Here is a 24,026-nt window from a genome sequence, read left to right on the forward strand (position 1 = left end):
TTCATGGGATCCTTTCCGTATGACGATGAACGTGCTTTCCATTCCTGCGCTGATCATGGCCGGCATCTGCCTGTTCGTGGCCAGTTATCATACTTGGGTCGCCGTCAAGGGGATCAACGCGCCCGTGAATCTGACCTTTGCCGGGACCTGCGTGGGGCTGAGCTTTTACGATGTGTTCAGCGCCATGCTTTACAACGCCCAATCTCTGGAGCAGGGCATGTTCTGGCAGGCCTGTCAGCTTCAGACCTCGATGATCGTGTTTGTTCTGTTCTCCTGGTTCATCTATCATCTCATCCGCCTCCGCATCCGGAAGACCCTGATCGCCCTGACGGTCTTGATGCTTATCGTCTTTGTCCTTGTTCCGGTCTTAGACGAGTCCTGGAGCCTGTCCCCCGACCAGCCGTCGATCAAGTCCTTTTCGGCCTTCGGCCTGTTTCCCATAACGTATTACGAAGCCCGGCTCGGCCCCCTGTTCCGCCTGACGGTTTTTTTCCAGCAGCCGGTTCTGGTTCTGCTGCTGCTGGTTACCCTGCGCTACGCCCTGGCCCACAAACTCAAGGGGACGGCCCTTCTTGGCGCGTCCATGGGCTTTCTCGTTTTGTCGGCCATCAACGACGGATTGATCGCCGCCAATGTGTTCACCTCCGTCTATCTGATGGAATACTCGTATCTGGTGGTGATTCTTTATATGACCTATCTGCTGATCAATCAGTTCGTCACGTCGCACACCAACTTCCGGAACCTGTCGATTGATCTGGATCAGCGGGTCCGCGACCGAACCCGTGAGCTTGAAACCGCCCTGGACGAGGTGCGTCTTCTGGCGGACAAGGCTGAAAGTTCGAGCATTGCCAAAAGCCTTTTCCTGGCCAACATGAGTCACGAGATCCGGACGCCGATGAACGGTCTGATCGGGTTTACCGACCTCCTGGCCTCAACCGGTCTCGACGAACACCAGAAGGACTATGTCAAAATCATCAAGCAGAGCAGCGAATCCCTTCTGGCCCTGCTCAACGATATTCTGGATTTTTCCAAAATCGAGGCCGGGGAACTGACCCTGGAGCAGATCGACTTCGATCTGGAGCTGCTCTGCTACGATGTGTGCGATCTGATCCGGCCCCGGATCGGGTCCAAGCCCGTAACCCTATTGTGCCGCATCGACGAGGCTCTTCCGGCCCGGGTGGTGGGGGACCCCAACCGCCTGCGACAGGTGCTCAACAACCTGATGGGCAATGCGTCCAAATTTACCGAAACCGGTGAAATCGAACTGCACCTGTTCATGGAGAAGGATGAGGGGAACAGCCTTCTGGTCCACGGTTGTGTGCGGGACACGGGGCCGGGGATTCCTCCGGACAAGACGGACCTTATTTTCGAAGCCTTTCACCAGGTCGACGGATCGGATACGCGGCGGTACGGCGGAACAGGTCTGGGGTTGTCCATCTGCCGTCAGATCGTTTCGTTGATGGATGGGCGGCTGTGGGTCGACAGCCGCGTCGATGTCGGCAGCACCTTTCATTTCACAATCCGGCTCGGCAAATCCTCCCGGCCCACGGGCCGGCCCCTGCCGTCCTTGTCCCTTGCAGGAAAAAACGTGCTGGTGCTGGACAGCAACGCGGCAGGCCTCGGTATTCTGACGGCCATGCTGAACCATGCCGGTCTGAATACCGCCGGCCTGGGACGGTACGAGGAGGCGGCGGCGTGTCTGGATCAGGCGGCCCGGGAGGGGAAGCCCTTTGATCTTCTGATTGTCAGCCTTCGCCCGCCGGTGGAACCGGGGCTGGCCCTGGTGTCGCAGATCCGGTCGTCGGAGGGCCCCCTGGTTCCGCTGCCTGTGATCGCCCTGTCCTCCATGGCGGATCTGGAGTCCAAACGCTGTGAAGCCGCCGGGTTCCAGGCCTTTCTCCCTCTGCCGGTCCGGCGGGAGAGGCTGTATCGGGTCCTTTCCCGGCTGCTGCTGCCCGGGACCGAGGACCGGCCTCCGGACCCGGCGCCTGACTCTGAGATAATCACCCGGCATACGATCCGGGAAGACCTGAAGCGGGTGACCATTCTTCTGGCCGAAGACAATCCCGTCAACCGGAAACTGGCCTGCCTTGTCCTCACCCGGGCCGGCTACCATGTGGACGTGGCCGAAAACGGCCGGGAACTCATCGAGAAATACAAGGCCCGGCCCGAGGCCTATCACCTGATCCTGATGGATGTCCACATGCCCGAAATCGACGGACTGAAGGCCACCCGGATCCTGCGCTCCGAAGGGTACACCGACATCCCCATCATCGCCATGACGGCCCACGCCCTCAAAGGGTTTCGTGAAACCTGTCTGGCATCGGGCATGAACGATTACATCAGCAAGCCCATTCAGCGCGAAACGGTGTTTAAAATCATCAGCCAATGGGTTTCCGTCTGATGGGGTCGTTTTTTCGACGCCGCTACGGTTGACTTTTCAGGTGGACCCGCCTATGACAGAGGGGCGCTCCCGGTGGTGGAACGCCTGCCCATGCAAGATTTCAGTCAATTATGACGGCGTCGTAAAACGTCCGATTTTAAGCGTTGCGATTCATCCCCCGTCACTGCGGCGTCCCCAAAGTACGCCCCATTCCTTAAGGATTCGCGACGCCGTATGCTCGAACGTTTTTCTTTGCCGTCATGTGATGAATTTTTACGAGTTCAACAATTTTGATTACAAGGTGGACGTCTGTGTCGCTTCGAGTCTTCATATGCTGCCTGGTCATGCTCACCCTGGCGATGGCCGGGTGTACGGATCGTGCCTCGATTAATGGGCCGCCCGGCTTCAGCGTCGATCTCTCGGGGACCTGGCAGGTCCGGCTGGGCGACAACCCGGCTTGGGCCGGAAGAACGCTGGATGATCCGGCGGAATGGGATAGGCTCGACCTTCCCGGCAGCCTGGCCCGGTATGCCCTCGATCAATCGGGATCGGCCATCGGAACGCTCTGGCTTCGAAAAACGGTGATCGTTCCACCGGAGGCCGGTGACCGGGATACGGGGCTGATCCTGGGCCGGATTTCCCATGCCGACGAGGTGTATGTCAACGGTGTCCTGGTCGGGAAAGGGGGTGCGATGCCGCCCCGCGACATGTCCATGTGGAATATCTCCCGCCATTATAAAGTCCCGGCACACCTGATCCGTCCCGGAGAGGACAATGTGATCGCCGTGAAGGTCTGGTTTCATACCTACGGTGATGTGGCGGGGCGTCTTGCCCTTTCCGATGAGCCGGCCTTCGAGCGCAGCCGGGTCCGGGATCTGTTTGTCCGGGTCATCCTCAATTACGTGTTTATCGCCATGGGCATTCCCCTTTTTCTTCTGTTTCTTCTGTTTTACATTCAGAGACCCTCGTCCACGGAATACCTGTATTACAGCCTGCAACTGCTCTGCGGTTTTTTCATTGTGTTAGACCTGTGCAGCCTCTGGCGTTTTCCCGGCGGTATCGAGGGACGGTTCAAGATCGTGGCTTTTTCATGGGTCGCCATCAATGTGGTCCATCCGATTTTTCTTCACAGGTTTTACGGCCTGGTGCGGAAGAAAATCGAATGGGGGCTGGTCGCCTACCTTCTGCTGGTCCTGCCCTTGCTGTTTTTTGTGGATAAAACACAGTTTCGTGCCTGGGGACTTATCGTGGTGTTTGTTTCGAGCAGCATCGGGTTTTACAATCTATCCTGTCATGTGTCGGCCCTCGTGCTGGACCGGCCCTATTCCCGTCTTTTTTTTCTGTTCGGCTTCATCGTGGTGCTCGGGGCCATCCATGACGGGTTGATTTACGGGTCCAAGCTGGCTTATTTTCCCCTGGCTTTCTGGGGCTACACCTTCGACAACATGCTCTTTCCTTACGGTTCCGCGGCGCTGTACACGGGAACGGCCGCCGTTCTGGTGTACCGCTTCATCGATTTGCTGAAGCAAAACGAGGATCTGAACGAAAACCTGGAAAGCAAGGTGGCCGAGCGAACGCGGGCCCTCATTCTTTTGACCGAAGAGCTGGAGCACAAAAACATCACCCTCGGGGAAATGGCCATCCGGGACAGTCTGACCGGACTGTACAATCATGCGGCATTTTATGAGCGGCTGGACGAGATTTTTATGACATCCCGGGACAACCGGGCGCCCATGGCCGTCGCCATGATTGACGTGGATGATTTCAAGGGGATAAACGACACTTACGGGCATCAGGTGGGGGACCGGGTGCTGCTGGCTATGGCCGATATTCTGAAAACCGGCATCCGGGAATACGATTTTTCGGGGAAATTCCAGGGCCATCGCATGGCCGACAATCGAAACTACGATCTGGTCGGGCGCTGTGGCGGCGATGAATTCTCGATGGTGCTGCCCCAGTGTGACCGGACCAGTGCCACCGCCGTCACCCGGCGCGTCTGCGACCGGATCGATAAGATACGCATTGACAATCATCCCGACCTTCGGGTCAGCGCCAGTTTCGGCGTGGCCGTCCTCGATCCGGACGCCCGCTGCCCCGACAGTGAAACCCTGGTCGCTTTGGCCGATCTGGCCCTTTACAAATCCAAGGCCATGGGCAAGAATCGGATCTGTTGCAAGGTCTACGAACAGCGATGATCCCGGGCCCAACGCGGATCAGGGCCATGCGGCCCCCAGCCGCCGGCTCACGTCGACGGCGGAGGTGACGGCATCTTCGTGGAGGCCGTAGCCGAAGTGTGATCCGCAATAATAGGTGTGGTTCTTTCCGTTGAGAGAGGGCAGGTCTTTGATCGTCAGGGATGATTTTTTGTCGTAGACCGGCGTTCGGAAGACTTTCTTGAACTCGATCTTGGCCGGATCGATGGGGATGTTGGGATGCTGGCAGCCAATGTAGTCGCTGTCGTCGGGCACCCCGTTCTGGAACCGGTAGTGCGCGTTGATGGAGGTGTTGATTCTGCCGTTGTCATCCGTATACAGATAGCTGTACATGGCCCAGAGGTCTTCGGGCGGGTAGTTCGAACGGTCCGTATGAACGATCACGAGCCCGTCGTTGTAGCGCCAGGGCGACAGCAGGCGGATCTCGTCGTCGGTCGGGTCGGCCAGAAGGCCCAGGGCCGTATCGGCCGGGCAGGCGAAGATGACCTTATCGAAGGTCTGCTTTGAACGGTCAGCCATGGTCAGGGTCACGCCCCGGCCGTTTCGGGAAACCGACCGGATCGCGGAACGGGTGATGATCCGGTCCTTGAACGGTGCGGCGAGTTTTTCGACATACACGCGCGTTTTGCAGGGATAAAGACGCCATGAGGCGAATTTGAGGGGGGACCCGATCTGCTTTTCAATTTTTGCCACGGCGAACTCGGACGGAGCGTCCATCAGTTCGTCCCAGAGCATGGAGGTCATGATGCAGATGGGAAAAATGGCCAGCTTAAGCAGGTCGCCCGTCAACGCCGGGCAGGATGTCAGGGCCTGCCGGAGGGTGAGACCGGCAAGCCGTCCCTTTCGGTATTGGCGGACCAGTTTGATGTAGTTCCACAGGACAATGGCCTGGTGCATCGACGATTTGAGATTTTTCCCGCTGAATGTCGATCGCGGCTTGGTCAGATCGCAGCTCAGGTAATAATTCCTCCGGGTGTTCATGTTGCGAAACGACTGGCTGAGTCCTTCCATGGGCCGGGTGCCGAGTCTGATGCCAAGCTTTTTCAATAGTGTGGCGAAATTGGGATAGAGACGCGGCGACCAGAAAAATACGCTGATATCGATGTCCTCACCGGTTTTTGTTCTGAGTGTATAGACGTTGCCCCCCAGCCTGTCTTCCCTTTCAAACAGGGTCACATCGTGAAGGCCGTGAAGCAGGTAGCCCGCGGTGAGACCTGCCACGCCGCCGCCGATAATCGCAATGTTGTCCGCCATCGATCTCTCCTTGTTGAGGGTTATACCCGGGAACTGATCCATCGTATGATCATGCCGTGCCCCACGGGAAACAGCCGGACCAGAAGATCCCCCGAGCGGGCATCCGGTCCGATCAGAACCCGCCGTTTGTTTTTCCTGATGCCCCGGACAATGGCCCTTGCCGTGGATTCCGGGGTGGACATGGAGAATTTTTCAAAAAGGGTGTTGAATTCCTGGTGCGTTTTTTTTTGGGGGGTTGACCCGAAGCGTGCCCGTTTGGCGAAATCCGTTTTCACGCCGCCGGGGTATACGGTCATGACGCGGATCGGCGTGTGGTAAAGTTCATGGGAAAGGGCTTCGGAAAATCCCCGGACGGCGAATTTGGCCGCGTTGTACGACGAGAGATGGGGCATGGGAACCATGCCGAACACGCTCGATATGTTGACGATGAGGGCTTCGGGCGACCGCAGCAGATAGGGAATGAAAAATTTGCTTCCGTAAAGCACTCCCCAGAAGTTGATTCCCATCAGCCATTCATAATCGTCGATGCTGTGGTCTTCGACCGAGGACACGGCCGCCACCCCGGCGTTGTTGATGACGATGTCCACCCCGCCTAAGGCATCGACCACCTCCTCCGGATACGCTTCCATGCGTAATCGATCCGAGACGTCGAGGACGGTGCTGTGGACCTTCGCGCCCCGGTCGGCCACACGGCGTCTTGTTTCGTCAAGGGTTTCGGCGTTGATGTCCGAAATGGCCAGGGCGCAACCTTCGTTTGCCAGGTCCAGGGCCAGGGCCCGGCCGATGCCTCCGCCCGCGCCGGTGATTACGACGGTTTTACTGCACAGTGTTTTCATGCGTCCTCTCAGGAAAAAGGGGTGACCCGTTCAAGGATGTGAATGGCCATGGACGCTTCTCCCATGCCGATAAATCCCCCGCCGTTTTCGGCAAGGGCGAGAAAGGGGTTTTCGACCTGCCTTTTCCCCGCCTCTCCCCGAAGCTGGGTCACCAGTTCATGGATCTGCGCGAGGCCGGATGCGCCGATGGGATGCCCCCGGGAAATCAGCCCGCCGCTGGGGTTCAGGGGCAGGCGGCCGCCCAGGGCCGAGTGCCCCGCCTCTGCAAACACCCCGCCTTCGCCTTCCGGACAGAAGCCCAGCTGCTCCGTCTGATAGACCTCGCCAAACACCGTGGCGTCGTGAATCTCGGCCACGTCGATATCGCCGGGCCCGATTCCGGCTGTTTCATAGGCCTTTTGCGAGGTTCGCCGGGAAATATCGTTTTCGCCGTAAAGCCTGCCGGACTGCATGACCGAGGCCCTGATCCGGACGGCCCGCCGGGTGGGGTGCTTTTTCAAAAAACCCTCGGAGCAGACAATCGTCGCTGCGGCGCCGTCACCGATCGGTGCGCACATGGCCCGCGTGAGGGGGTAGGACACGGGGCGGTCGGCCAGCACCTCGTCGACGGTCATGGGAAAGGTGTACTGGGCCAGGGGGTTCAGGGACGAGTTGGTATGGGATTTGGCGGCCACGGCGGCCAGCTGACGGGGGGTCAGGCCGTATTTTTCCATATGCATCCGCGCACCGGCGGCATAAAGGTCCATGAATGAGGAATGCCCCCCCTTTTTTTTCTGTGACGATGTGTCCGCCTCTTTGTGTTCGGCCTTTTTTTGATCGTTCAGGGCCTTCACGAACGCGTCGATGATCTCGATATCCGCCCCGGAGGCGAAGGCGGACATCACTTTCACCCGGTCCTCGTCGTAGACTTTTTCAGCCCCGATGGCGAGCGCGCACTCCATCACGCCCGCCCGGACGGCCGTCACGGCGCCATGGAGGGCGGTGCTTCCGCCGGCGCAGCCGTTTTCCACATTGATGACGGGAAGGGCATCGAGCCCGTTGGCCGACAGGGCCACCTGGCCGCGAATGCAGTGCTGGCCCGAGAACAGGCCCCACAGGGAATTGGAAAACCAGGCCCCCCCGATGTGGGTTTTTTCGATGGCTCCGTCCCTGAGGGCCAGGTCCAGGGCTTCTCCGGCAAGGCTTTTGATCGAGCGGTCGAGGTACCGGTCAAATTTGATCATTCCGGTTCCGATGATGTACACATTGTCAGACATGCTTTTTCCTTCGTGTAAACGGTACGGTTAAAAACGCCTGGGGGGGCAGGGGGTGTCCCGGTCCAGCCATTTGAAGTAGCGGTAGAACTCGATGAATTCGGAAATTTCGATGGCGCCCTCGGGGCAGATCGCCGTGCAGGCGCCGCAGGAAACGCACAACGATTCAACGCCTTGTATCATCGTCGGGCGCTTGTCGCCTGTTCCGACGATGGCCCCGGTAAAGCAGGCTTTTTCGCAGAGGCCGCAGCCGATACATTTGGATTGGTCAAAAACCACGGCGCCGTGTTTCAGGTGCCTGCCGATCCGGTTGAGCTTTTCCACACAAAAGAACTCACGCCATGTCAACGATTCAGGCATCCGTGCCTCCTTTTTCAGGATTCGATGCGGAATCTGCCGTCCGCACCGAACCAGTCCGTTTTTTTTGTTTCCCGAACCACATACCCGTCGGGCGTTCCCATCGGATGGCCGATGACGATGGACGTGACAAGGCTGTAGGGGTAGCGGATATCCAGCCGCTTTTTCCATTTGCGTCGGTGGGAGCCCCGAAACAGCAGTTTGGAAAAACTGATCCAGCAGGTTCCGAGCCCGTAACTGTGCGCCACCAGATCGATAATCTGTCCGGTGATGCCCACCTCGATGGCCGAATCTCCGGGGGCCCGTTTGTCGGCGAGCATGAGAATTACCGTCGGGGCGCCGTGAAAGATGCCGGCCTTTCCTTCGGCGATCAGGTGCGAGGCGATAAAGGGGATGGGATGGGTGTTGCTCGGGTCCAGTCTCTGAAAGAATCGGGCCGCCAGTGATTTGACGGCGCTGTTGTCGAGCAGATAGTAAAACCATCGTGAAATGGTTCGGCAGGCCTTGAGGATGTCGGCCTCCATTTCCCGGATCATGTCCCGGTCCTGGACGACAATGAACTTCCAGGTCTGGCCGTTCCCTGCCGACGGGGCGAACCGTGCGGCCTCGAGGAGGCGTTTGACAAGATATTCATCCACCTGTTTCTTTTTGTAGGCGCGGACACTGCGCCGACGGTAAACCACCTCTTCCACCGTATTGAACGGCGCGCCGCTCTCGGGGAGGGTGCAGGTCTCATCGGGTGTTTTCATGGGGTCGTTTCCTTTTTTTCGTATCGTTCGTGACGGTCAGGATGCCGACAGGGTATCGACGGTATCGTCGGTGATGCCTTCCTTTTCGAGAACCGATTTGATGATCCGGTGTGAATTGGTTTTGGGAAATTCATCCACAAACCGCACGTATCGGGGAATGGCATACCTGGCGAGTTTGTCCGAAAGAAACCGCCTCAGCTCCTGGGCCGTGAGGTCGGCCTTCTCGGCCGGCTTGATCGCGGCCATGATGTCGTCCTCGGCCAGGTCCGAGGGCACGGCATAGACGGCGACATCCTCCACCGCCGGGTGCTCCATGATCACGTGTTCGACCTCGTAGGCCGAGACGTTCTCACCGCCCTTGCGCATGGACTCGGTGTTTCGGCCGACAAAATACAGAAATCCCTTCTCATCCTGACGGACCAGATCGCCGGTGTGAAGCCAGCCGGTCCCCGATTTTTTGTCGGAAGCTTCCGGGTTTTTGTAATATTCCACGCGGCCTTTGCCGCCCGTCACTCTGAACAGAAGCTCGCCGGGGGTGTTCACCGGAACGGGCCGGCCGTTTTCATCCACGATCCGGACATCCGCCGGCCGGGGCGGTTTGCCCAACGATCCCACAGGAGCGGTGCCAAGGTTCATGACGGCTTTTCCCCCGCTGTCAACGGCACTGTAGATTTCGTAGAGGGTGGTGCCGAAGCGGATTTCGAACGCTTCCCACATGTCGGCGGGGCAGGCGGCGGAAATGACGAAACGGACGCGGTTGTCGCGGTCCGACGGCCGCTCCGGCTGTTTCATTAGAATGGGGATGATGGAGCCGATGGTGTTAAACACCGTGGCCTGATACTGATTCACGCGGTCCCAGAACCGGCCGGCTGAAAATTTCCGCGACAGGGCGACGGTGGCTTTCCGCGCCAGAGCGAAGGTCGTGGTGACAAACAGGGCGTTGCCGTGACACAGGGCCAGGTAGGTGTAATAGACGTCATCCTCTTTCAGAAGGACGTTGGCGATCAGGGACAGCAGCCGCACATTGGTTTTTTTGTAACGGTACACCACCCCTTTGGGCGGACCCGTGGTGCCGGAGGTGTACATGATCAGGCAGATGTCGTCCGGACGGTGGCCCACGCCCGGAGGAGCGACGGGGCCGGCATAGGCGCTGCTGAGCCGGATGTAGGTGTCCGGGATCTGAAACGCCTCGGCTTCGGGTTCGATGTCGTTGACGATCAGGCGGTCAAGGGTCGTCAGTTGACTGGACACGGCGTCGATGGACCCCATCAGTTCGGCATCCGTGACAAGGGCGCGGATATCGCTGTGGTTGATCAGGTAGGCCAGCCCGTCCCCCTTGAGTTCCGGATTGACGGGCACCAGGTACATGCCGATTTTCTGGGCGCCAAAAAACAGGTCCAGAAACCGGGGGGAATTGCGCATGAAGATCCCGAGGCCCTGCCCGGGGCCGAATCCCTGCCCGCGCAGGAAATGGGCGATCTGGTTGGCGTGCTCATTCATCCGGCGGTAGGTAATGGTTTCGTTCCGGTACAGCAGAAAGGGCTTGTCCGGAACCTGGCCGGCCCGCTTTTCCAGGAGCTGGGCCCAGGACAGATCCTGGGGCTCCCCCCGGCGTTTCGCCCGGATAACGCTTAAAAGGCGGCCGTCGCGGCAGTCTTCGCAGCCGACCCTGAGGACGGCCGCCGCGATTGATGTCATCAGCCGGAGTTTTTGGAGGGTTCGCGCCCCGGGGCGCCTGGTCGGTCGGGTCTTCATCGGTCTGCCTTTCGCATGCACATCCGGCGGTTTTCCCGGTGTGCGGGTCGGATTTCACCATCATGAGACGAGGATCTGGGCTTCGTGTCCAATGGCTCACACAGTAGACATTTTCGCGGGATTTGTTGATGATCGTTGCGGAGGAAGTCTTGATAGTTTCGGCAACGTGGCCGGAGGCGTCGGCACCGTTTATCGCGCAGCTGCGGGTTTAATGCCCCGCCCCTTGGGGCGCAAAAAAGCGCCGCAGGCAATGGGCTGAATTTTTTCAAAGGAGTCCCAATATCCATCCAATCGCATGTATGATCGAGAAAACACATGGGCCTCTTCCTGCGGGACAGATTCATGCCGTTTACGTTTACGGTCACGAGCACGAGCACGTTCACGATGGCGGCCGACGACAGGTTTACCGCCGCTGCCAGAGGGTGCAACCGGCGTGGGACGACACGGTCGAGCCGGTTTCGGTCTCCCGTGCTCGTGCGCGTGCACGTGAACATGCACGTGAACGAATGCGACATGCGGTTGCTCTTGTCCCAATACCCCGCCCACTTGCGTCGGCGCCGTTTATTTCATGATGAGGGTTTTGCGGTAGCGTCCGGGAGACAGGCCCGTGATTTTTTCGAAGGCGCGGCTGAAGGCGCAGGTTTCGCTGTAGCCCAAGGTGTCTGCGATGGTTTCGATGCTGAGGTCGGGGTTGCTCAGCAGATTCAGGGACTGCTGGAACACATACCGGTTTCTGATTTGCCGGTAGCTGCTGCCCTCCTTGGCCAGCTTGTCCCTCAAGGTGCGCTCACTCATGTTCAGTTTTCGGGCAATGTCCTGAAACGAGGCCTGTCCCCTGCCAATCTGGAAGTGAAGGGTGACGGTATCGGTCAGCGGCAGCCGGGTCTGGTTCCGCAGGCTGTATTCCGCCTGGCACTGCTGCCGGAACAGCTCGAATTTGTGGGGATCGGCATCGGGCAGGGGGACACTGAGCGTTTTTTTTTCGATCTCGACATAGTTGTGGGGCCGGTTGAACCGGATGTCGTCGAGAAAGTTGGCCCGGTAGGCGGCCCGATCCGTCCGGGGGCTGTGGGCCAGGGAGATGGCCGTGGCATAGGTCTGGAACGTTCCCGGGAGCCGGTGGTCGATGGCGGTTTTCCCGGCGATGATGTCCCGCTCAAGAAGCGCCGGGAAAAGATCGTCCGGAAGGTTGAACCGGTTTTCAGCGTACAGGCGGATTTTGTCGCCCACCGTCTGAAGGTTGATGCGGAAATAGACGTGCAGCAGAACGGCATATTCGATCCAGCAGGCAAACACGTCCCCCACCGTCGGGGCCGTTTCCATCATGCCGCCCAGGACGCCGTGGGCCCTCGAATAGAAATAGCGGCCCAGATCCCATGCCGTTTCCGGGCGGGGAAGCGCCGTGATCAGGTTTCTTACGATCGACAGCTCCCGGTTCAGCGAAATGTCGTTCCGGGGATCGAAAAAATCGCTCTCCTTAAGGTCCGTCCCCTTGAGAAGGATCTCGGTGGCCACCCCGTTGTCCAGGGCAAACCGCAGATAGGGAAAAACTCCGGTGATCGGACGTCTGATGTTCCAGTCCTGCATGATGTCCCTTTGACGTGACGGCTTTTACGGACCCATGGCCCGATGAAAAAAGGCTAAGACCCTGTTTTCCCTAAGACGATATGCCTGGCCCCCAAGGCGTGTCAACCCCTTTCTCGCACTCCCGCTCCCGGCGCGTCCGTCCGGGACCGCCGGACCGGTTTTTTGGCCCATCAAACAAAAAAGGCACGCCGGGAAGCCCTCGACGTGCCTGATTGATATGAAGGTGCCCCCGACAAGAATCGAACTTGTGGCACATGGATTAGGAAATTTTTGGCAAGAAATTATATAATCCTATAAAATAATATAATATACTGATATTATGGATTGAAATTTGTTGTGTTTTGATGCCCTCCAATAGACTGCTTTTCCATATTGTCTTGTATTTTCTTTGCCCAGAGTTTGCCCAGAGGATTTTATAAAGTGTACAGTGCATTTTCAGAATAGTTCATTGACAATAATTTTAAAAGCCATTTGGGTACTTGTATAAGCAGCATATGCATGCCAATTATCGTTTTTATTTGGATCTGCAAAATCACATACAGATTTAATTATTATAGTTTTTGGGGGTGTTGAACTTGATAAACTTGTTGCAAGAGCTAATCCATACGCTTCCATTTCAATACCAATTAATTCACGATGATGCGATTTGATTATTTCAATTATTTCTGGATCTTCTAACACCACAGCACCAGTTGCTATAGGACCTAAATGCGCATTTAATGAATGATTAGGTCGATTTGAGGATGGCCAATTATTATAAATATCATCTATGTATTTCCTTGACACAGTAATGGATTTTAATTTTCCTTTTATAACTGGATCAAGTGGGAGTTGACTTGGAGACGGCAAAAATATTGGCTGGCCTTTTTTGACTGTTTGTTTTCCGCTACCCCAATCCCAGCATGGATCAGCGATTAATATATCACCTAATTGAACTTTATCTTTAATACCAGCAGCTATTCCGGTCATAAAGACATATTTAGGTTTATACTTTAAACAGGTTTTCATTCCGATAGCTGAAGCATGCGCAATTCCCATGCCATGGCAAGATGTGGCAATGAGTGATAATTTTGTCCCGGCAGAACTGTTAATAGTACCTGAATAATAAATGTTGCAATCTGTTGCGTCCTTGAGAGGTATCCAGTCGCACGGTATTTTTAATACAGCTTCGAGTTCAGTATGCTCAAGAGCAGTTACAATTGCAATGTCATATGATTTTGGAGGTGATATAACGTGCTTAGCTTTCGCACAAATTATTTTTTTTATAGATTCAATGTCATCAAAATTACATGATAAAGACCAACCCATAGAGGTAAATGAATCAATGCAGTCATTATATGAATCTTTGTGTGATGTTATCCCTAATATATGTGTTGGTTTGATTAATTCTTCGTTTAAATAAATATAATCTAATAAATCTTTACCGCCATAAGGATTAATATCTCCGCCTAATTCATCAGGGATCTGGATATCAATAATCAATATATCATATAATTGCCCTTTGATTTTTTTCAGGGCATCTCTTGAATTAGTAGCATGTTCAAAATTTGCATCTATCTCATTATTTATGGTTTTAATAATTTTCTGAACATGATCATAATTGTCATCAATGATTAGAATCTGTACTTGGCCACTCATCAGAACCTCTTAATAAATTTAATAAATCCTCTTTCCAAGTGTCTACAGCAGAATTAAAATAGACTGACCCTAAATAAAAATCCCCATAATCATTTGAAAATTCTTCTGTAAGCTTTTTTAAGGTAATAGTGCCACCTTCGAAAGAAGAGTATTGTGTGATCACTATTACAGGTATATGTATGTTTCGTAATTTCATTTGGGCTAAAAACTCTTTACCTGCAAAGCTTTCAGGAGAACAGTCTACAGGATTATCGACTGAAATATCGAAGTTCGGCATACTCATATCTAATAAAATCATATCATAATTGGTATTCTTAACAATTTCTTTCAAACCTCCACGTAAGGACTCTTTATCGATTATTGTTATGTTGTTGTTTGATTTATATTTCAAAAAATCTTTAATTTGTTCTCTTTTTTCAGACTGATCCTCTACTAATAGTATTTTCATGGGATAAGACTCCATTTGGATCTTGCATTAGAATTTTTACTTCAAAAGAAGAATTTGATTTATAGCCAAATTCAATTTTATTTTTTATTTCAATGTCTCTTGATAAAATTTTACCAATTTTAAAAATACCCGTTCCCCCTTCTTGCTGGACAACTATATTTAATAAATCGTCATTCCCATAATGCTTTCGATAATAGTCGAGTTGCTCGTTGCTGAAGACTATATCGCTGATATGTTGGCAATTATTAATAACCGTAAGCGTAATTATATCGTTTTGGCCTACTGTTAAGGAAACATCTACTTTTAATTCATCTCTTTGTAAATTTGATTTGGTTGCGGCATTGTCGAATAAAATATACAAAATATCAACGAAGCTGTTTAAATGTTTTCCCTTAAAAAGTAAGCCATCTGGCAAATTATTGTGATTTACTATAATATTAGCGGGTCTTTGTGCAATTTCTATTGCTGTGCTTAACTCAAATTCCTTAATGGCATCGGTTTTTGAGATTGTAAACCACGAAGCTACAATATTTAGTGCAGTAAATAATGAATCTTTAGAACGACTTATGGCATCATGCAGAGGTGCAATGGTCTCCTGATTAGTTACGGCTTTATTAATTCTTTCCGATAGAGATGTAAAACACTCTGAGAAGCTATTTTTTGCGGATAATTTAATTTTACTTTTAACGGCATCTAAATTCGTTTCTGTTTTTTTCCAAAGCCATTGAGAGATAATTCGAATGAAGTTTTCATAATCTTCGTCTTTTATAAGCTTTTGCAAAGCGTATGATTCTACATTAGATATTGAATAGTTAAATAGCGCTTTTATTTTTGAACCGCCTCTTTTTAAATTTTCGATGTCTTGATCTAATGAAACAATTTGCAACCACTCATCATTTATTTCAGTTATAATTTTATCAAAGTCACTTGTAAATTTTTTTAGAGCTTTATCTATTTCAGAGCATTCTTTTGAAGGGAGAAATCCTAATCTGTTTATCCAATAAATATTGCTTTTAGGGATATTTTTAATTGTGTCTATTGGCGTAACTAAATTTTCTTTGGAGACACAAGTCCTTATATTGTTAGGTAATACCCCATGTCTGATTCTTGTACTTAAATAATTATTTAACCCTTTCTGACCAAATGTAAACTCATCCCTGAGCATTTTAATTAAGTTGTGAAACTTTAGATTTTTTTCATTTAATGGCATATTTAAAAGCATAACTGATGAAGTATTGCTTGGGATTTCATTTAAACTATTTAAAGCACTATAAATTTGCTTAAGACTTATCTCATCTTCAAAAGTTGAATAATCCTTTTTATTTAATTCAACATAATAATTAAAACCATCTCTAAATGCTTGTGATCTGCTATCTCGAAATCCACTTAGGTCAGCATGTATACGGCTTTGATCAACATGTGTTACAGCCTTTTTAATTAATTGTTCTTTAGTAATTTCTTTTACTTCATTTACGAGGGTGCTTTTTGAAATATTTTTTTCTATCAAATGTGTGCAAACGGCAATTCTACAATCTTCAATTTCTGTTTTATTATCAAATAAGAATGAGAGCTTCATTACATTTTGAGTGCATACATGCTCAAAAAAATAATTTAATTGTATATCTTTAATATTTGGGCATTTATCTATAATTTCTAATGGGTGGTTAGCACCGGTATTGTTTAAAAATTTTTCAAAACTATAACGTAATACCGAGTCATATGTTGAATCCACATACATTGAGTGAAGTGAGAGCGCTATAGGGACACATATTGATTTTGAACTGTTTACATTTTTTTCTGCCACATCACAAATTCGAAATGTGTTAAATCTACGGATAAGGTTTATATTTTCTAAAGATGTATTTACAAATAATTCAATGGCTTTTTCATCTTGGTTAAAGTCTATATATGAATCAACAAGAAGTTGGATCGCATCATTTGAAACAATACTATCAGTGCTAAGCGAAAGTTCTTCTAACAATGGTATTGCCTCTTCAATTATGCCATTTTTTAATAGTAGCTTAGCTTTATATTTTAAGAACCTATTGTATTCTAAGTTTTTCAGTGAAATATCGTTAAAGCATTCAATATTTCCTTCTTTCATTATCTCATATAATTTTATAGATACAGAACTGTTAATTTTATCATTACAGGATTCTAAATAGGCCTCTTGAAATTCTATGGGTAATGTAATTGCTTTTCTCGGAGAATTTACACGTGAAAAGGCTGAACTTAGAGTGATTAAATGTGTATTAGTACTATCATCAATATAATGGGATTCTCTTTGAATCAGATAAAGCAACTCTTGAAACCATGGTAAATCAGGGAATGCATAGCACATAGTCTGTAAATATGAGAGAGATTTTTGATAATTATCTTGTTTTATAAAGATATTAATTAAGTTTGATACAATATCTTTTTTTAACCCATTATAAGGGTTTTGTGAAGTTCTGGCAGCTGATCGAGCAATCAATTCAAAAACAGTAAAATTGTCAAACTCAGATGGATTTTGTTTTGCCATGGAACATACTTCTTTGTAATTACCGATGCTATATGCGTCGATTAAATCATAGTAGTTTTTGTTATGTTCCCATTTTGGATTTACTCCGTAGTATGTAGATAAATTTTCAAGAATATAATATGAAAAATGCTGTGATAGGTTAACTGCTGCAATTTTGGCGCATTCAATATCATTTGGGTTATTTGAATTGAGTGTGTCTGCTAAAAAATTAATAATCGCCTTGAATAAATCAATTAGCGATGCGTTTTTTTCATAATTAAAAACATCCGTATAATTTATTTTGTATTCAACTGAAAAATCTTTAGGTATAATTTTATAAATTAAAAAAGTCTGAAAATTACCTTTGTAATTTCGCATAATTTGTTTTTTTAATGATGTTGTACTAGATAAAATCATTGTACTATCATCGTATCTGTTAATCATTGAATTACAAATGTATTTGAAAAGGTCATTTTCATCACACTTTTCAAATATTTTTTTGAGAAAATCTTGTGAGTCGTTATGTTGATCCGCAATTTTTAAAATTGTACCTCTAATCGCAATAGACCATGTCGAAAGGCCACATATTTCATCCAATTCGTTTAAAAGTGATATCGCTTGTTCGTACTGACCGTCTAATATCGATTTAGTTAATTGATCTTCAATAATGATAAATTTTCTTATTAGATTTTTATGATAAATAATTAAACCTATGGACCAATTTAAAACCTTTATAAGCTCGGTATCCGGGGTTAATGCTCCATAAATATATTTATAGTTATCATAAATGGTTAGGCATATTGCAGATTTAAAAAATGGGTAATTGGCAATTCGACTAACATTATTACGGATTTCATTCGGTGATAAATCTCTGAAATATGAACGCTTTACAGTCCATTCATTTTTTGAAGTGTTTAAAACTTTAGATAAATTTGATTGTTTTTTTTGACGCTTTTTTATTGAGACGTTGCGCTTATTTGCATTTTTTTTGTTTTTTTTCGACATAGATAGTTTCTCACTAAAGAAATCTTTATGTGTTGCTAATGAAAATTTGTATTATAAGAAATATGCTGTGGACCCCATCGTTTAGACAGCTTTAAGTGCAAAATAAGCTCTGAGCCGGTTAATAATGATTTCAACCTGCTTCAGCGTTTCGTCTTTCAGCCGTGCCAACGGAAGGAGCCCGGAGGGCGACTGGAGTTGGCACGGCTGGGGCTCGTCAGGCCGCCAGTTCTTTCTGATCTTTGAAATAAAATTCATCCGGGGTCATGCCATCCAGTGACTGATGCGTTCTCTCACGGTTATAGTATTTGAACCAGGTTCTCAAGCCTTTTCTCATTTCAAGAGCGTTTTCAAATGCATGCAGGTTGAGATAATGTTATTTTACGGTCCACCAGAGTCGTTCAATGAAAATATTGTCAAGGTAACGACCACGGCCATCCATGCTGATTTTGATGCCGTTTGTTTTTAAAACATTTGTGAATGCTCCGCTTGTAAATTGGCTACCTTGATCCGTATTGAATATTTTCGGGCATCCGTATCGTGCAATCGCATCCTCCAGGGCACTTATACAAAAATCAGAATCCAGTGTATTGGAAAGCCGAAAGGACAACACTTTCCGGCTATGCCAATCCATAATGGCAACCAGATACATAAACCCACACCGCATCGGAATGTAAGTGATATCAGACGCCCAAACCTTGTCCGGTCGATTGATATCAAGCCCTCTCAATAGATATGGGTAAATCCGATGTTCCGGATGGGGTGTGCTTGTCCTGGGTTTCGGGTAGATCGCTTCAATACCCATTATCCGCATAAGTCGCCTTACCCGTTTCCGATTGATTTCATAACCCTGTCTTTTCAAATAATCACGCATGGTTCGACTGCCGCTTGTCGGATGATTCATATACTGGTCATCGATTTTTTTCATCAATTCAAGATCCTCTTCCTTGATTGGCCGAGCTTTGTAATAGACCGATGAACGATTGATGTCCAAAAGACGGCATTGGCATGTCAGGCTGATTTTTTGATTTTCGGGCTCGATCATCTTTTTTTTCTGCTGAAAGTTCAGAGATCGAGCCCTTTGGACAAAAAATCGTTTTCAACCTCCAGTTGCCCGATTTTTCGGTACAACTTATCAAGTGTGGCCTCATGGTTTTTCTTGGATTTTTGACCTTTATCGAACAGGTCGGAAGCACCTTCAAGCAGGGCTTTCTTCCAGTTATTGATCATGGTGGGGTGAACTTGATATTTGGCCGAAAGCTCTGCGATGGTCTCTTCGTTTTTAATGGCAGCTACCGCTACTTTTGCTTTAAATTCCGGGCTGTACTGTTTTCGTTTCCTGCTCATGGTCATCTGCTTTTAGATGGTGACTCAGAGCTTAGCACATTGTCCAGTTTTTGGGGACCACCGCAGTGCTGGAGAACGTTGCCGTGAAATCCGGAACTGAGAATCAGAACGAAAATATCGTGGACTGTGACGAAGACGAGGAAGAGGACGAAGAGCAAGAACCCCAAACCCGAAAAAAGTGGTTTAACATATTTAAATAATAATCCCTATACAAAAAATCGACTTTAAGGAACAGCTCAACCGACTGGCGGCCAATCAGAAGCAGGAATAGAAAAAATTTGGGTTTGCAAACAACATGCTTGCGCTATTCGCGAATCGCGAATATAGAATGCATATGATTCTTAAACCACAAGACATCGTGATTGCATTAAAAATTCTTGCTTGTGAACAGACCGGGGCAGGGCAATGGTCTTATTCCCAGCTTGCGGCCCAGTTGTTTATGAGTCCCTCGGAGGTGCATTCCGGTGTGAAACGGGCCATTCAATCGAGACTCCTTGATATCAACAGAAAACCGGTTCGACGTGCCTTGGGGGAATTATTGATTCACGGTGTAAAATATGTTTTTCCTGCGGATTATGGCGGCATTGTACGCGGTATGCCGACAAGTTATGCAGCACCGCCGATCAATAAACACATTCTGTCGACAGATACAGCCGTTCCTGTCTGGCCGCACCCGGATGGAAATACCCAGGGCATGGCATTGTTTCCTATATATAAATCTGTGCCGGATTCAAGTATGATTGATTCGGTTCTTTATGAATATCTGGTCATAACGGATGCGCTACGGGGAGGGAAAGCCAGGGAAAGGCAAATTGCCGAAGATGAGCTTCAAAAGAGGTTGAATAATGATCAACTCTGAACATCCCAACATTGAAATGATTAAGCTTGATGATCTCGTAAAAAGTAAGTTTTTGGACGGCTTCGTAAAATGTTCGAGATCAAGGCTTGCGAATCCCGAGGAATGAGGCGTACTTAGGGTACGCCGCAGTGACGAGGGATGACGCGTAACGCAGATATCGGACTTTTTACGAAGCCGTCAAGCTTGTCTCCTTGAAATTGGGTGATCTGGTCAATGACGTCGCTTTTTTAGGCGGAGCCGCCGTCGGGCTGTTGATAACGGACCCTGGAATGCAGGATATCAGGTCGACCAAAGATGTGGATGTTATTGTTGAAGTTGCTTCCCGCCTGGAATACCGACACCTTGAAACAAGGTTGCGGCAACTGGGTTTCAAAAACAGCATGCTGCCTGACAGTCCGATCTGTCGTTGGGAAGTGGATGATCTTTTGGTCGATATCATGCCGACGGATGAAACGATTCTCGGATTTTCAAACAGATGGTATTTGGATGCATTGAGATCGGCGGTTGATAAATGCATCGATAATTTAAGCATCAGAATCGTGACAGCCCCATATTTTTGTGCAACGAAAATTGAAGCGTTCCATGGTCGCGGGAAAAACGATTTTTTAGGAAGTCATGACATTGAAGACATAATCAATCTGGTCGATGGACGGAAGGAACTCGTCACCGAGATAGATCAGGCTGAAGATGCACTCAAAGCATTTGTAGCGACCAATTTCAAAGTATTTCTATCACAGAGGAACTTCATCGAATCAATTTATGCCCAGTTCAATCCGGACCCGGTAAGCCAGCAGCGGTCTGATGTGATCCTAAAAAGGATGTCAAAAATTTCAAGTATAATCAGTTAATTAAAATGATAATGTTGCCCCATTGTTTGCCCTGAAATAAAAAAGGCACTCAGAGAATTTCTAAGTGCCTGATTTTATTTTGGTGCCCCCGACAAGAATCGAACTTGTGGCACATGGATTAGGAATCCATTGCTCTATCCACTGAGCTACGGGGGCGGGTTGGCGCCGATTACTCGATGTACAGCTCCTGTCCGGGGTAGATCTTGCTGTTGGCCGTCAGCTGGTTCAGGCGGAGCAGGCGGCTGACGGGCATGTTGTGCTGCATGGCGATGGTGAACGGACTGTCGCCGCGTTTGACATGATACACGCCGGCCGCTGATTTTTCCGTGCTTGCAACGGGTCCGGAGCGATCGGGGAGTTGCAGGACCTGCCCGATACTCAGGGTGTTGCCGGAAAGATGGTTGAGCGCCATAATTTTGCGCACCGTCGTATCATATTTCCGTGCAATATTCCAGAGAGAATCGCCTCGCTTGACAACATGGCGCGAGGTGGATCTGTCCGGCGTAAATGAGGGGCGTTCATAGGAGGACCATTGGCTGAGAGACTGACCGCCCTGGGGAATTTTCAGGATTTTTCCGGCCACAATGAAATTTTTTCTGGAAATGTTGTTGGCCCGGGCAATGGCCACGGTGGACGTGCGGTAGCGCCGGGCGATGGTGGACAGGGTCTCTCCGAACACCACGCGGTGATAGACAAAGGCCTTTTGAGGCGGTACGGAGACCGTCAGCGCATCGATGCCCGCAAGGAGGGTTTCCTTTTTACCCGGAGGAATGTTCAGGGCGTAGTCGTCCTTGGGCAGGATTCCGTAACGGAGTTCGGGGTTGAGGGCCTTGAGCGTCTGTTCGGAAACGTCGAGCGTTTGGGCAACGTCTTTCAGTTTGACCTGTTTTTTGACGTGAACGGTTTCAAATTCAAGGGGCGAATCCGGAACGATGTCGCTGAAACCGTAGGTCTCTAAGTTGTTGACAATGTGAAGGGTGGCCAGGAACCGGGGCAGGTAACGGGCCGTTTCCGACGGCAGGCGGCCGTAGAGATCCCAGAAATTGTCCAGGTAATTGACATTCTGGCTGCGAATGATACGAAGTACCCGGCCCTCGCCGCAGTTGTAGGCGGCAAGAACGGTGGACCAGTCACCGAAAATGCCGTGCATGTTTTTCAGATATTCGGCGGCGGCCTGGGTGGCTTTCTCGGGGTCAAGCCGTTCATCGATAAACAGATCCCGTTTGAGGCCGTACATGTAGCCGGTGGAGGGAATGAACTGCCACAGCCCGAGGGCCCGGGCCTTGGACAGGGCATTGACCTTGAAGCCGCTTTCGACCAGCGGAAGCCAGGACAGTTCGGGCGGCAGACCGGCCTCCTTGAGCTTTGAAAGAATCATCGGCCGGTAACGTCCCGAACGTTTGAGGGATTCTGCAAAAAAACGACGCTCCCGCTTGGTAAAGCAGTCGATTTCTTTCTGAACTTCCTTATTAATAATGATGGGAATGGCGTTGTGGCTTCCATTGACCACGGTGTTCCGGGACGCATAGATTTCGAGAATCCGTCGTGAAATCATGTAGCGCAGATCTTCTTTCTGCTGAATCAGTTTGGGGCTGTCGAGAATGTCGATGTTCAGAATCAGTGAATAGGCCTGGTCGAGACTCTGAAGGGCGTTGTCGAGTTCGCCTTTCTGCCAGAAGTCCTGGGAGGCGTTGCAGAAATCCAGCGCCTGATCGAACAGATCCTGGGTGGACTGCTCCGCATCGTGCTCATCGGCGTCGAAGTTATTGACGTTTTCGGAAAAAAGGACGGACGCAGGAACGGATTCCGTGGTCGCATCTTCGGAAAGAACGGGATCGAGATCGGCCGTAAGGTCCGGGGTCGGTGCCGGTTGAAGCGTCGCGCAACCCGACGTCATCAGAATAAGGGCGGCAATCGGAATAAAAATGAACGTTTTCATAACCCTCGCAGTCGCAAATAATTGATTGGCAGAATGGTTCATCTGTTTTTGATTCGCTTTATGCTATGAGGTATTAAGGATGTCAGGCCTTAATGTCAAGCTTAATGTCCCTGAGCACCTTAATTTTATCGTCATTCGCCTGAATAAAATAAAGCCGTTATTCGAGAAAATCGTGCGCTTCGATAGCGGCACGGGCATCATTTTCAGTTGAAAAATTAAAAATCGATGATTTTAGATGAAAATTGTAGATTAATGCCTTGATAGAAAAATAATTCATGATAATCGGTCACAATGAATAAAATTAAATGGAATCGATTGCATTTTTCAGTTGATATAATTAACGAGGCCTGTTAAGTAGAGGAGTTTTTTGAATCCGGGAATTCCGGCGCAATTAAAAACGATCGGCCGGTATAGCTCAGTAGGTAGAGCATCTCACTTGTAATGAGAATGTCCTCCGTTCGATTCGGGGTACCGGCTCCAGAAAACATGAGGTGGGGTTCCCGAGCGGCCAAAGGGATCAGACTGTAAATCTGACGGCGGAGCCTTCGGAGGTTCGAATCCTCCCCCCACCACCATTCAAAGCAAGTCTTATGTAGGAGGCTTCGACGGGAGCTGCTTGACTACATGGATCCCTGCATAACCTTGCTTCATTGTGTCGTCCGGTCCTGTCGGAAGCCGGGCGAAGCATGATGAGCGGGAGTAGCTCAGTTGGTAGAGCTTCAGCCTTCCAAGCTGAACGTCGCGAGTTCGAGCCTCGTCTCCCGCTCCACATTCTGGTCGTCTTAACAGTTGCGTTTTGACTGTTACATAAATGCCTGTTCTTGGGCCCATGTAGCTCAGTCGGTAGAGCGCTTCCTTGGTAAGGAAGAGGTTCACCAGTTCGATTCTGGTCATGGGCTCCATCAGGTATTTTGTGTTTTGAACTGCATCGACTGTCATGTTTGAAAATCGAGATGCATGGATTATCAATCGTATAAGAAAGTTCCTGACTCAATTCGTTAAGGAAAGAATAACCACAGGAGGAAGCTGACATGGCAAAGGAAAAATTTGAGAGGACG

15 protein-coding genes, 5 tRNA genes and 1 pseudogene are annotated in these 24,026 nt (G+C 49.7%); 8 read left to right on the forward strand and 13 right to left on the reverse strand.

The annotated features are described in order from the left end of the window. Positions 1 to 19: 19 nt before the first annotated feature. Both ACYQ11_RS17260 and ACYQ11_RS17265 read left to right on the forward strand, forming a co-directional pair. Complete coding sequence (locus tag ACYQ11_RS17260) at positions 20 to 2,404, forward strand: response regulator (RefSeq protein ID WP_459925063.1); 2,385 nt, start codon at positions 20 to 22, stop codon at positions 2,402 to 2,404. A gap of 290 nt (positions 2,405 to 2,694) precedes the next feature. After that, the gene (locus ACYQ11_RS17265; protein WP_459925064.1) at positions 2,695 to 4,578 is read left to right on the forward strand and encodes a GGDEF domain-containing protein; all 1,884 of its coding nucleotides are present in this window, start codon (positions 2,695 to 2,697) and stop codon (positions 4,576 to 4,578) included. Between the two features lie 18 nt (positions 4,579 to 4,596). Here ACYQ11_RS17265 and ACYQ11_RS17270 read toward each other — a convergent pair whose 3' ends face one another. The 11 genes and pseudogenes from ACYQ11_RS17270 to ACYQ11_RS17320 form a co-directional block, all read right to left on the reverse strand. Further along, the gene (locus ACYQ11_RS17270; protein ID WP_459925065.1) at positions 4,597 to 5,850 is read right to left on the reverse strand and encodes an FAD-dependent oxidoreductase; all 1,254 of its coding nucleotides are present in this window, start codon (positions 5,848 to 5,850) and stop codon (positions 4,597 to 4,599) included. Positions 5,851 to 5,870: 20 nt separating this feature from the next. Beyond that, positions 5,871 to 6,686, reverse strand: coding sequence for an SDR family NAD(P)-dependent oxidoreductase (locus tag ACYQ11_RS17275; RefSeq protein ID WP_459925066.1), 816 nt, complete (start codon positions 6,684 to 6,686; stop codon positions 5,871 to 5,873). An 8-nt stretch (positions 6,687 to 6,694) separates the two neighbouring features. Beyond that, complete coding sequence (locus tag ACYQ11_RS17280; protein ID WP_459925067.1) at positions 6,695 to 7,942, reverse strand: thiolase family protein; 1,248 nt, start codon at positions 7,940 to 7,942, stop codon at positions 6,695 to 6,697. Between the two features lie 27 nt (positions 7,943 to 7,969). After that, positions 7,970 to 8,299, reverse strand: a complete 330-nt coding sequence (locus ACYQ11_RS17285; RefSeq protein WP_459925068.1) for an ATP-binding protein — start codon at positions 8,297 to 8,299, stop codon at positions 7,970 to 7,972. A 14-nt stretch (positions 8,300 to 8,313) separates the two neighbouring features. Further along, the gene (locus ACYQ11_RS17290) at positions 8,314 to 9,045 is read right to left on the reverse strand and encodes a nitroreductase family protein (RefSeq protein WP_459925069.1); all 732 of its coding nucleotides are present in this window, start codon (positions 9,043 to 9,045) and stop codon (positions 8,314 to 8,316) included. Positions 9,046 to 9,081: 36 nt separating this feature from the next. After that, positions 9,082 to 10,800, reverse strand: coding sequence for an AMP-binding protein (locus tag ACYQ11_RS17295; RefSeq protein WP_459925070.1), 1,719 nt, complete (start codon positions 10,798 to 10,800; stop codon positions 9,082 to 9,084). Between the two features lie 561 nt (positions 10,801 to 11,361). Continuing rightward, positions 11,362 to 12,387 (reverse strand): helix-turn-helix domain-containing protein, encoded by a 1,026-nt coding sequence (locus ACYQ11_RS17300; RefSeq protein WP_459925071.1) that lies wholly within the window; start codon positions 12,385 to 12,387, stop codon positions 11,362 to 11,364. 435 nt (positions 12,388 to 12,822) lie between these two features. Then, positions 12,823 to 14,025 carry a phosphorylase family protein gene (locus tag ACYQ11_RS17305; RefSeq protein WP_459925072.1) on the reverse strand — a complete coding sequence of 401 codons (1,203 nt, stop codon included), beginning with the start codon at positions 14,023 to 14,025 and terminating at the stop codon, positions 12,823 to 12,825. Further along, positions 13,994 to 14,473: a response regulator gene (locus ACYQ11_RS17310; RefSeq protein ID WP_459925073.1), complete on the reverse strand. Its 480-nt coding sequence runs from the start codon at positions 14,471 to 14,473 to the stop codon at positions 13,994 to 13,996. The genes ACYQ11_RS17305 and ACYQ11_RS17310 overlap by 32 nt, the downstream gene beginning before the upstream one ends. Then, complete coding sequence (locus ACYQ11_RS17315) at positions 14,442 to 17,978, reverse strand: hypothetical protein (RefSeq protein WP_459925074.1); 3,537 nt, start codon at positions 17,976 to 17,978, stop codon at positions 14,442 to 14,444. The genes ACYQ11_RS17310 and ACYQ11_RS17315 overlap by 32 nt, the downstream gene beginning before the upstream one ends. Positions 17,979 to 18,192: 214 nt before the next feature. Further along, positions 18,193 to 19,322 (reverse strand): annotated as a pseudogene (locus tag ACYQ11_RS17320) (IS3 family transposase). 334 nt (positions 19,323 to 19,656) lie between these two features. On the opposite strand from ACYQ11_RS17320, the gene ACYQ11_RS17325 reads away from it, so the two are divergent. Continuing rightward, complete coding sequence (locus tag ACYQ11_RS17325) at positions 19,657 to 20,181, forward strand: hypothetical protein (RefSeq protein WP_459925075.1); 525 nt, start codon at positions 19,657 to 19,659, stop codon at positions 20,179 to 20,181. 191 nt (positions 20,182 to 20,372) lie between these two features. Next, positions 20,373 to 21,029, forward strand: coding sequence for a hypothetical protein (locus ACYQ11_RS17330; protein ID WP_459925076.1), 657 nt, complete (start codon positions 20,373 to 20,375; stop codon positions 21,027 to 21,029). 80 nt (positions 21,030 to 21,109) lie between these two features. Here ACYQ11_RS17330 and ACYQ11_RS17335 read toward each other — a convergent pair. Both ACYQ11_RS17335 and ACYQ11_RS17340 read right to left on the reverse strand, forming a co-directional pair. After that, positions 21,110 to 21,185, reverse strand: a tRNA-Arg gene (locus tag ACYQ11_RS17335). A gap of 13 nt (positions 21,186 to 21,198) precedes the next feature. Beyond that, complete coding sequence (locus ACYQ11_RS17340; RefSeq protein ID WP_459925077.1) at positions 21,199 to 22,968, reverse strand: lytic transglycosylase domain-containing protein; 1,770 nt, start codon at positions 22,966 to 22,968, stop codon at positions 21,199 to 21,201. A 404-nt stretch (positions 22,969 to 23,372) separates the two neighbouring features. On the opposite strand from ACYQ11_RS17340, the gene ACYQ11_RS17345 reads away from it, so the two are divergent. The 4 genes from ACYQ11_RS17345 (at position 23,373) to ACYQ11_RS17360 (ending at position 23,870) form a co-directional block, all read left to right on the forward strand. Then, positions 23,373 to 23,448, forward strand: a tRNA-Thr gene (locus ACYQ11_RS17345). A gap of 10 nt (positions 23,449 to 23,458) precedes the next feature. After that, positions 23,459 to 23,543, forward strand: a tRNA-Tyr gene (locus tag ACYQ11_RS17350). 118 nt (positions 23,544 to 23,661) lie between these two features. Beyond that, positions 23,662 to 23,737, forward strand: a tRNA-Gly gene (locus ACYQ11_RS17355). 56 nt (positions 23,738 to 23,793) lie between these two features. Continuing rightward, positions 23,794 to 23,870: transfer RNA gene (locus ACYQ11_RS17360), tRNA-Thr, on the forward strand. Positions 23,871 to 24,026: the final 156 nt, after the last annotated feature.

This window comes from Desulfatiferula olefinivorans (assembly GCF_054657895.1).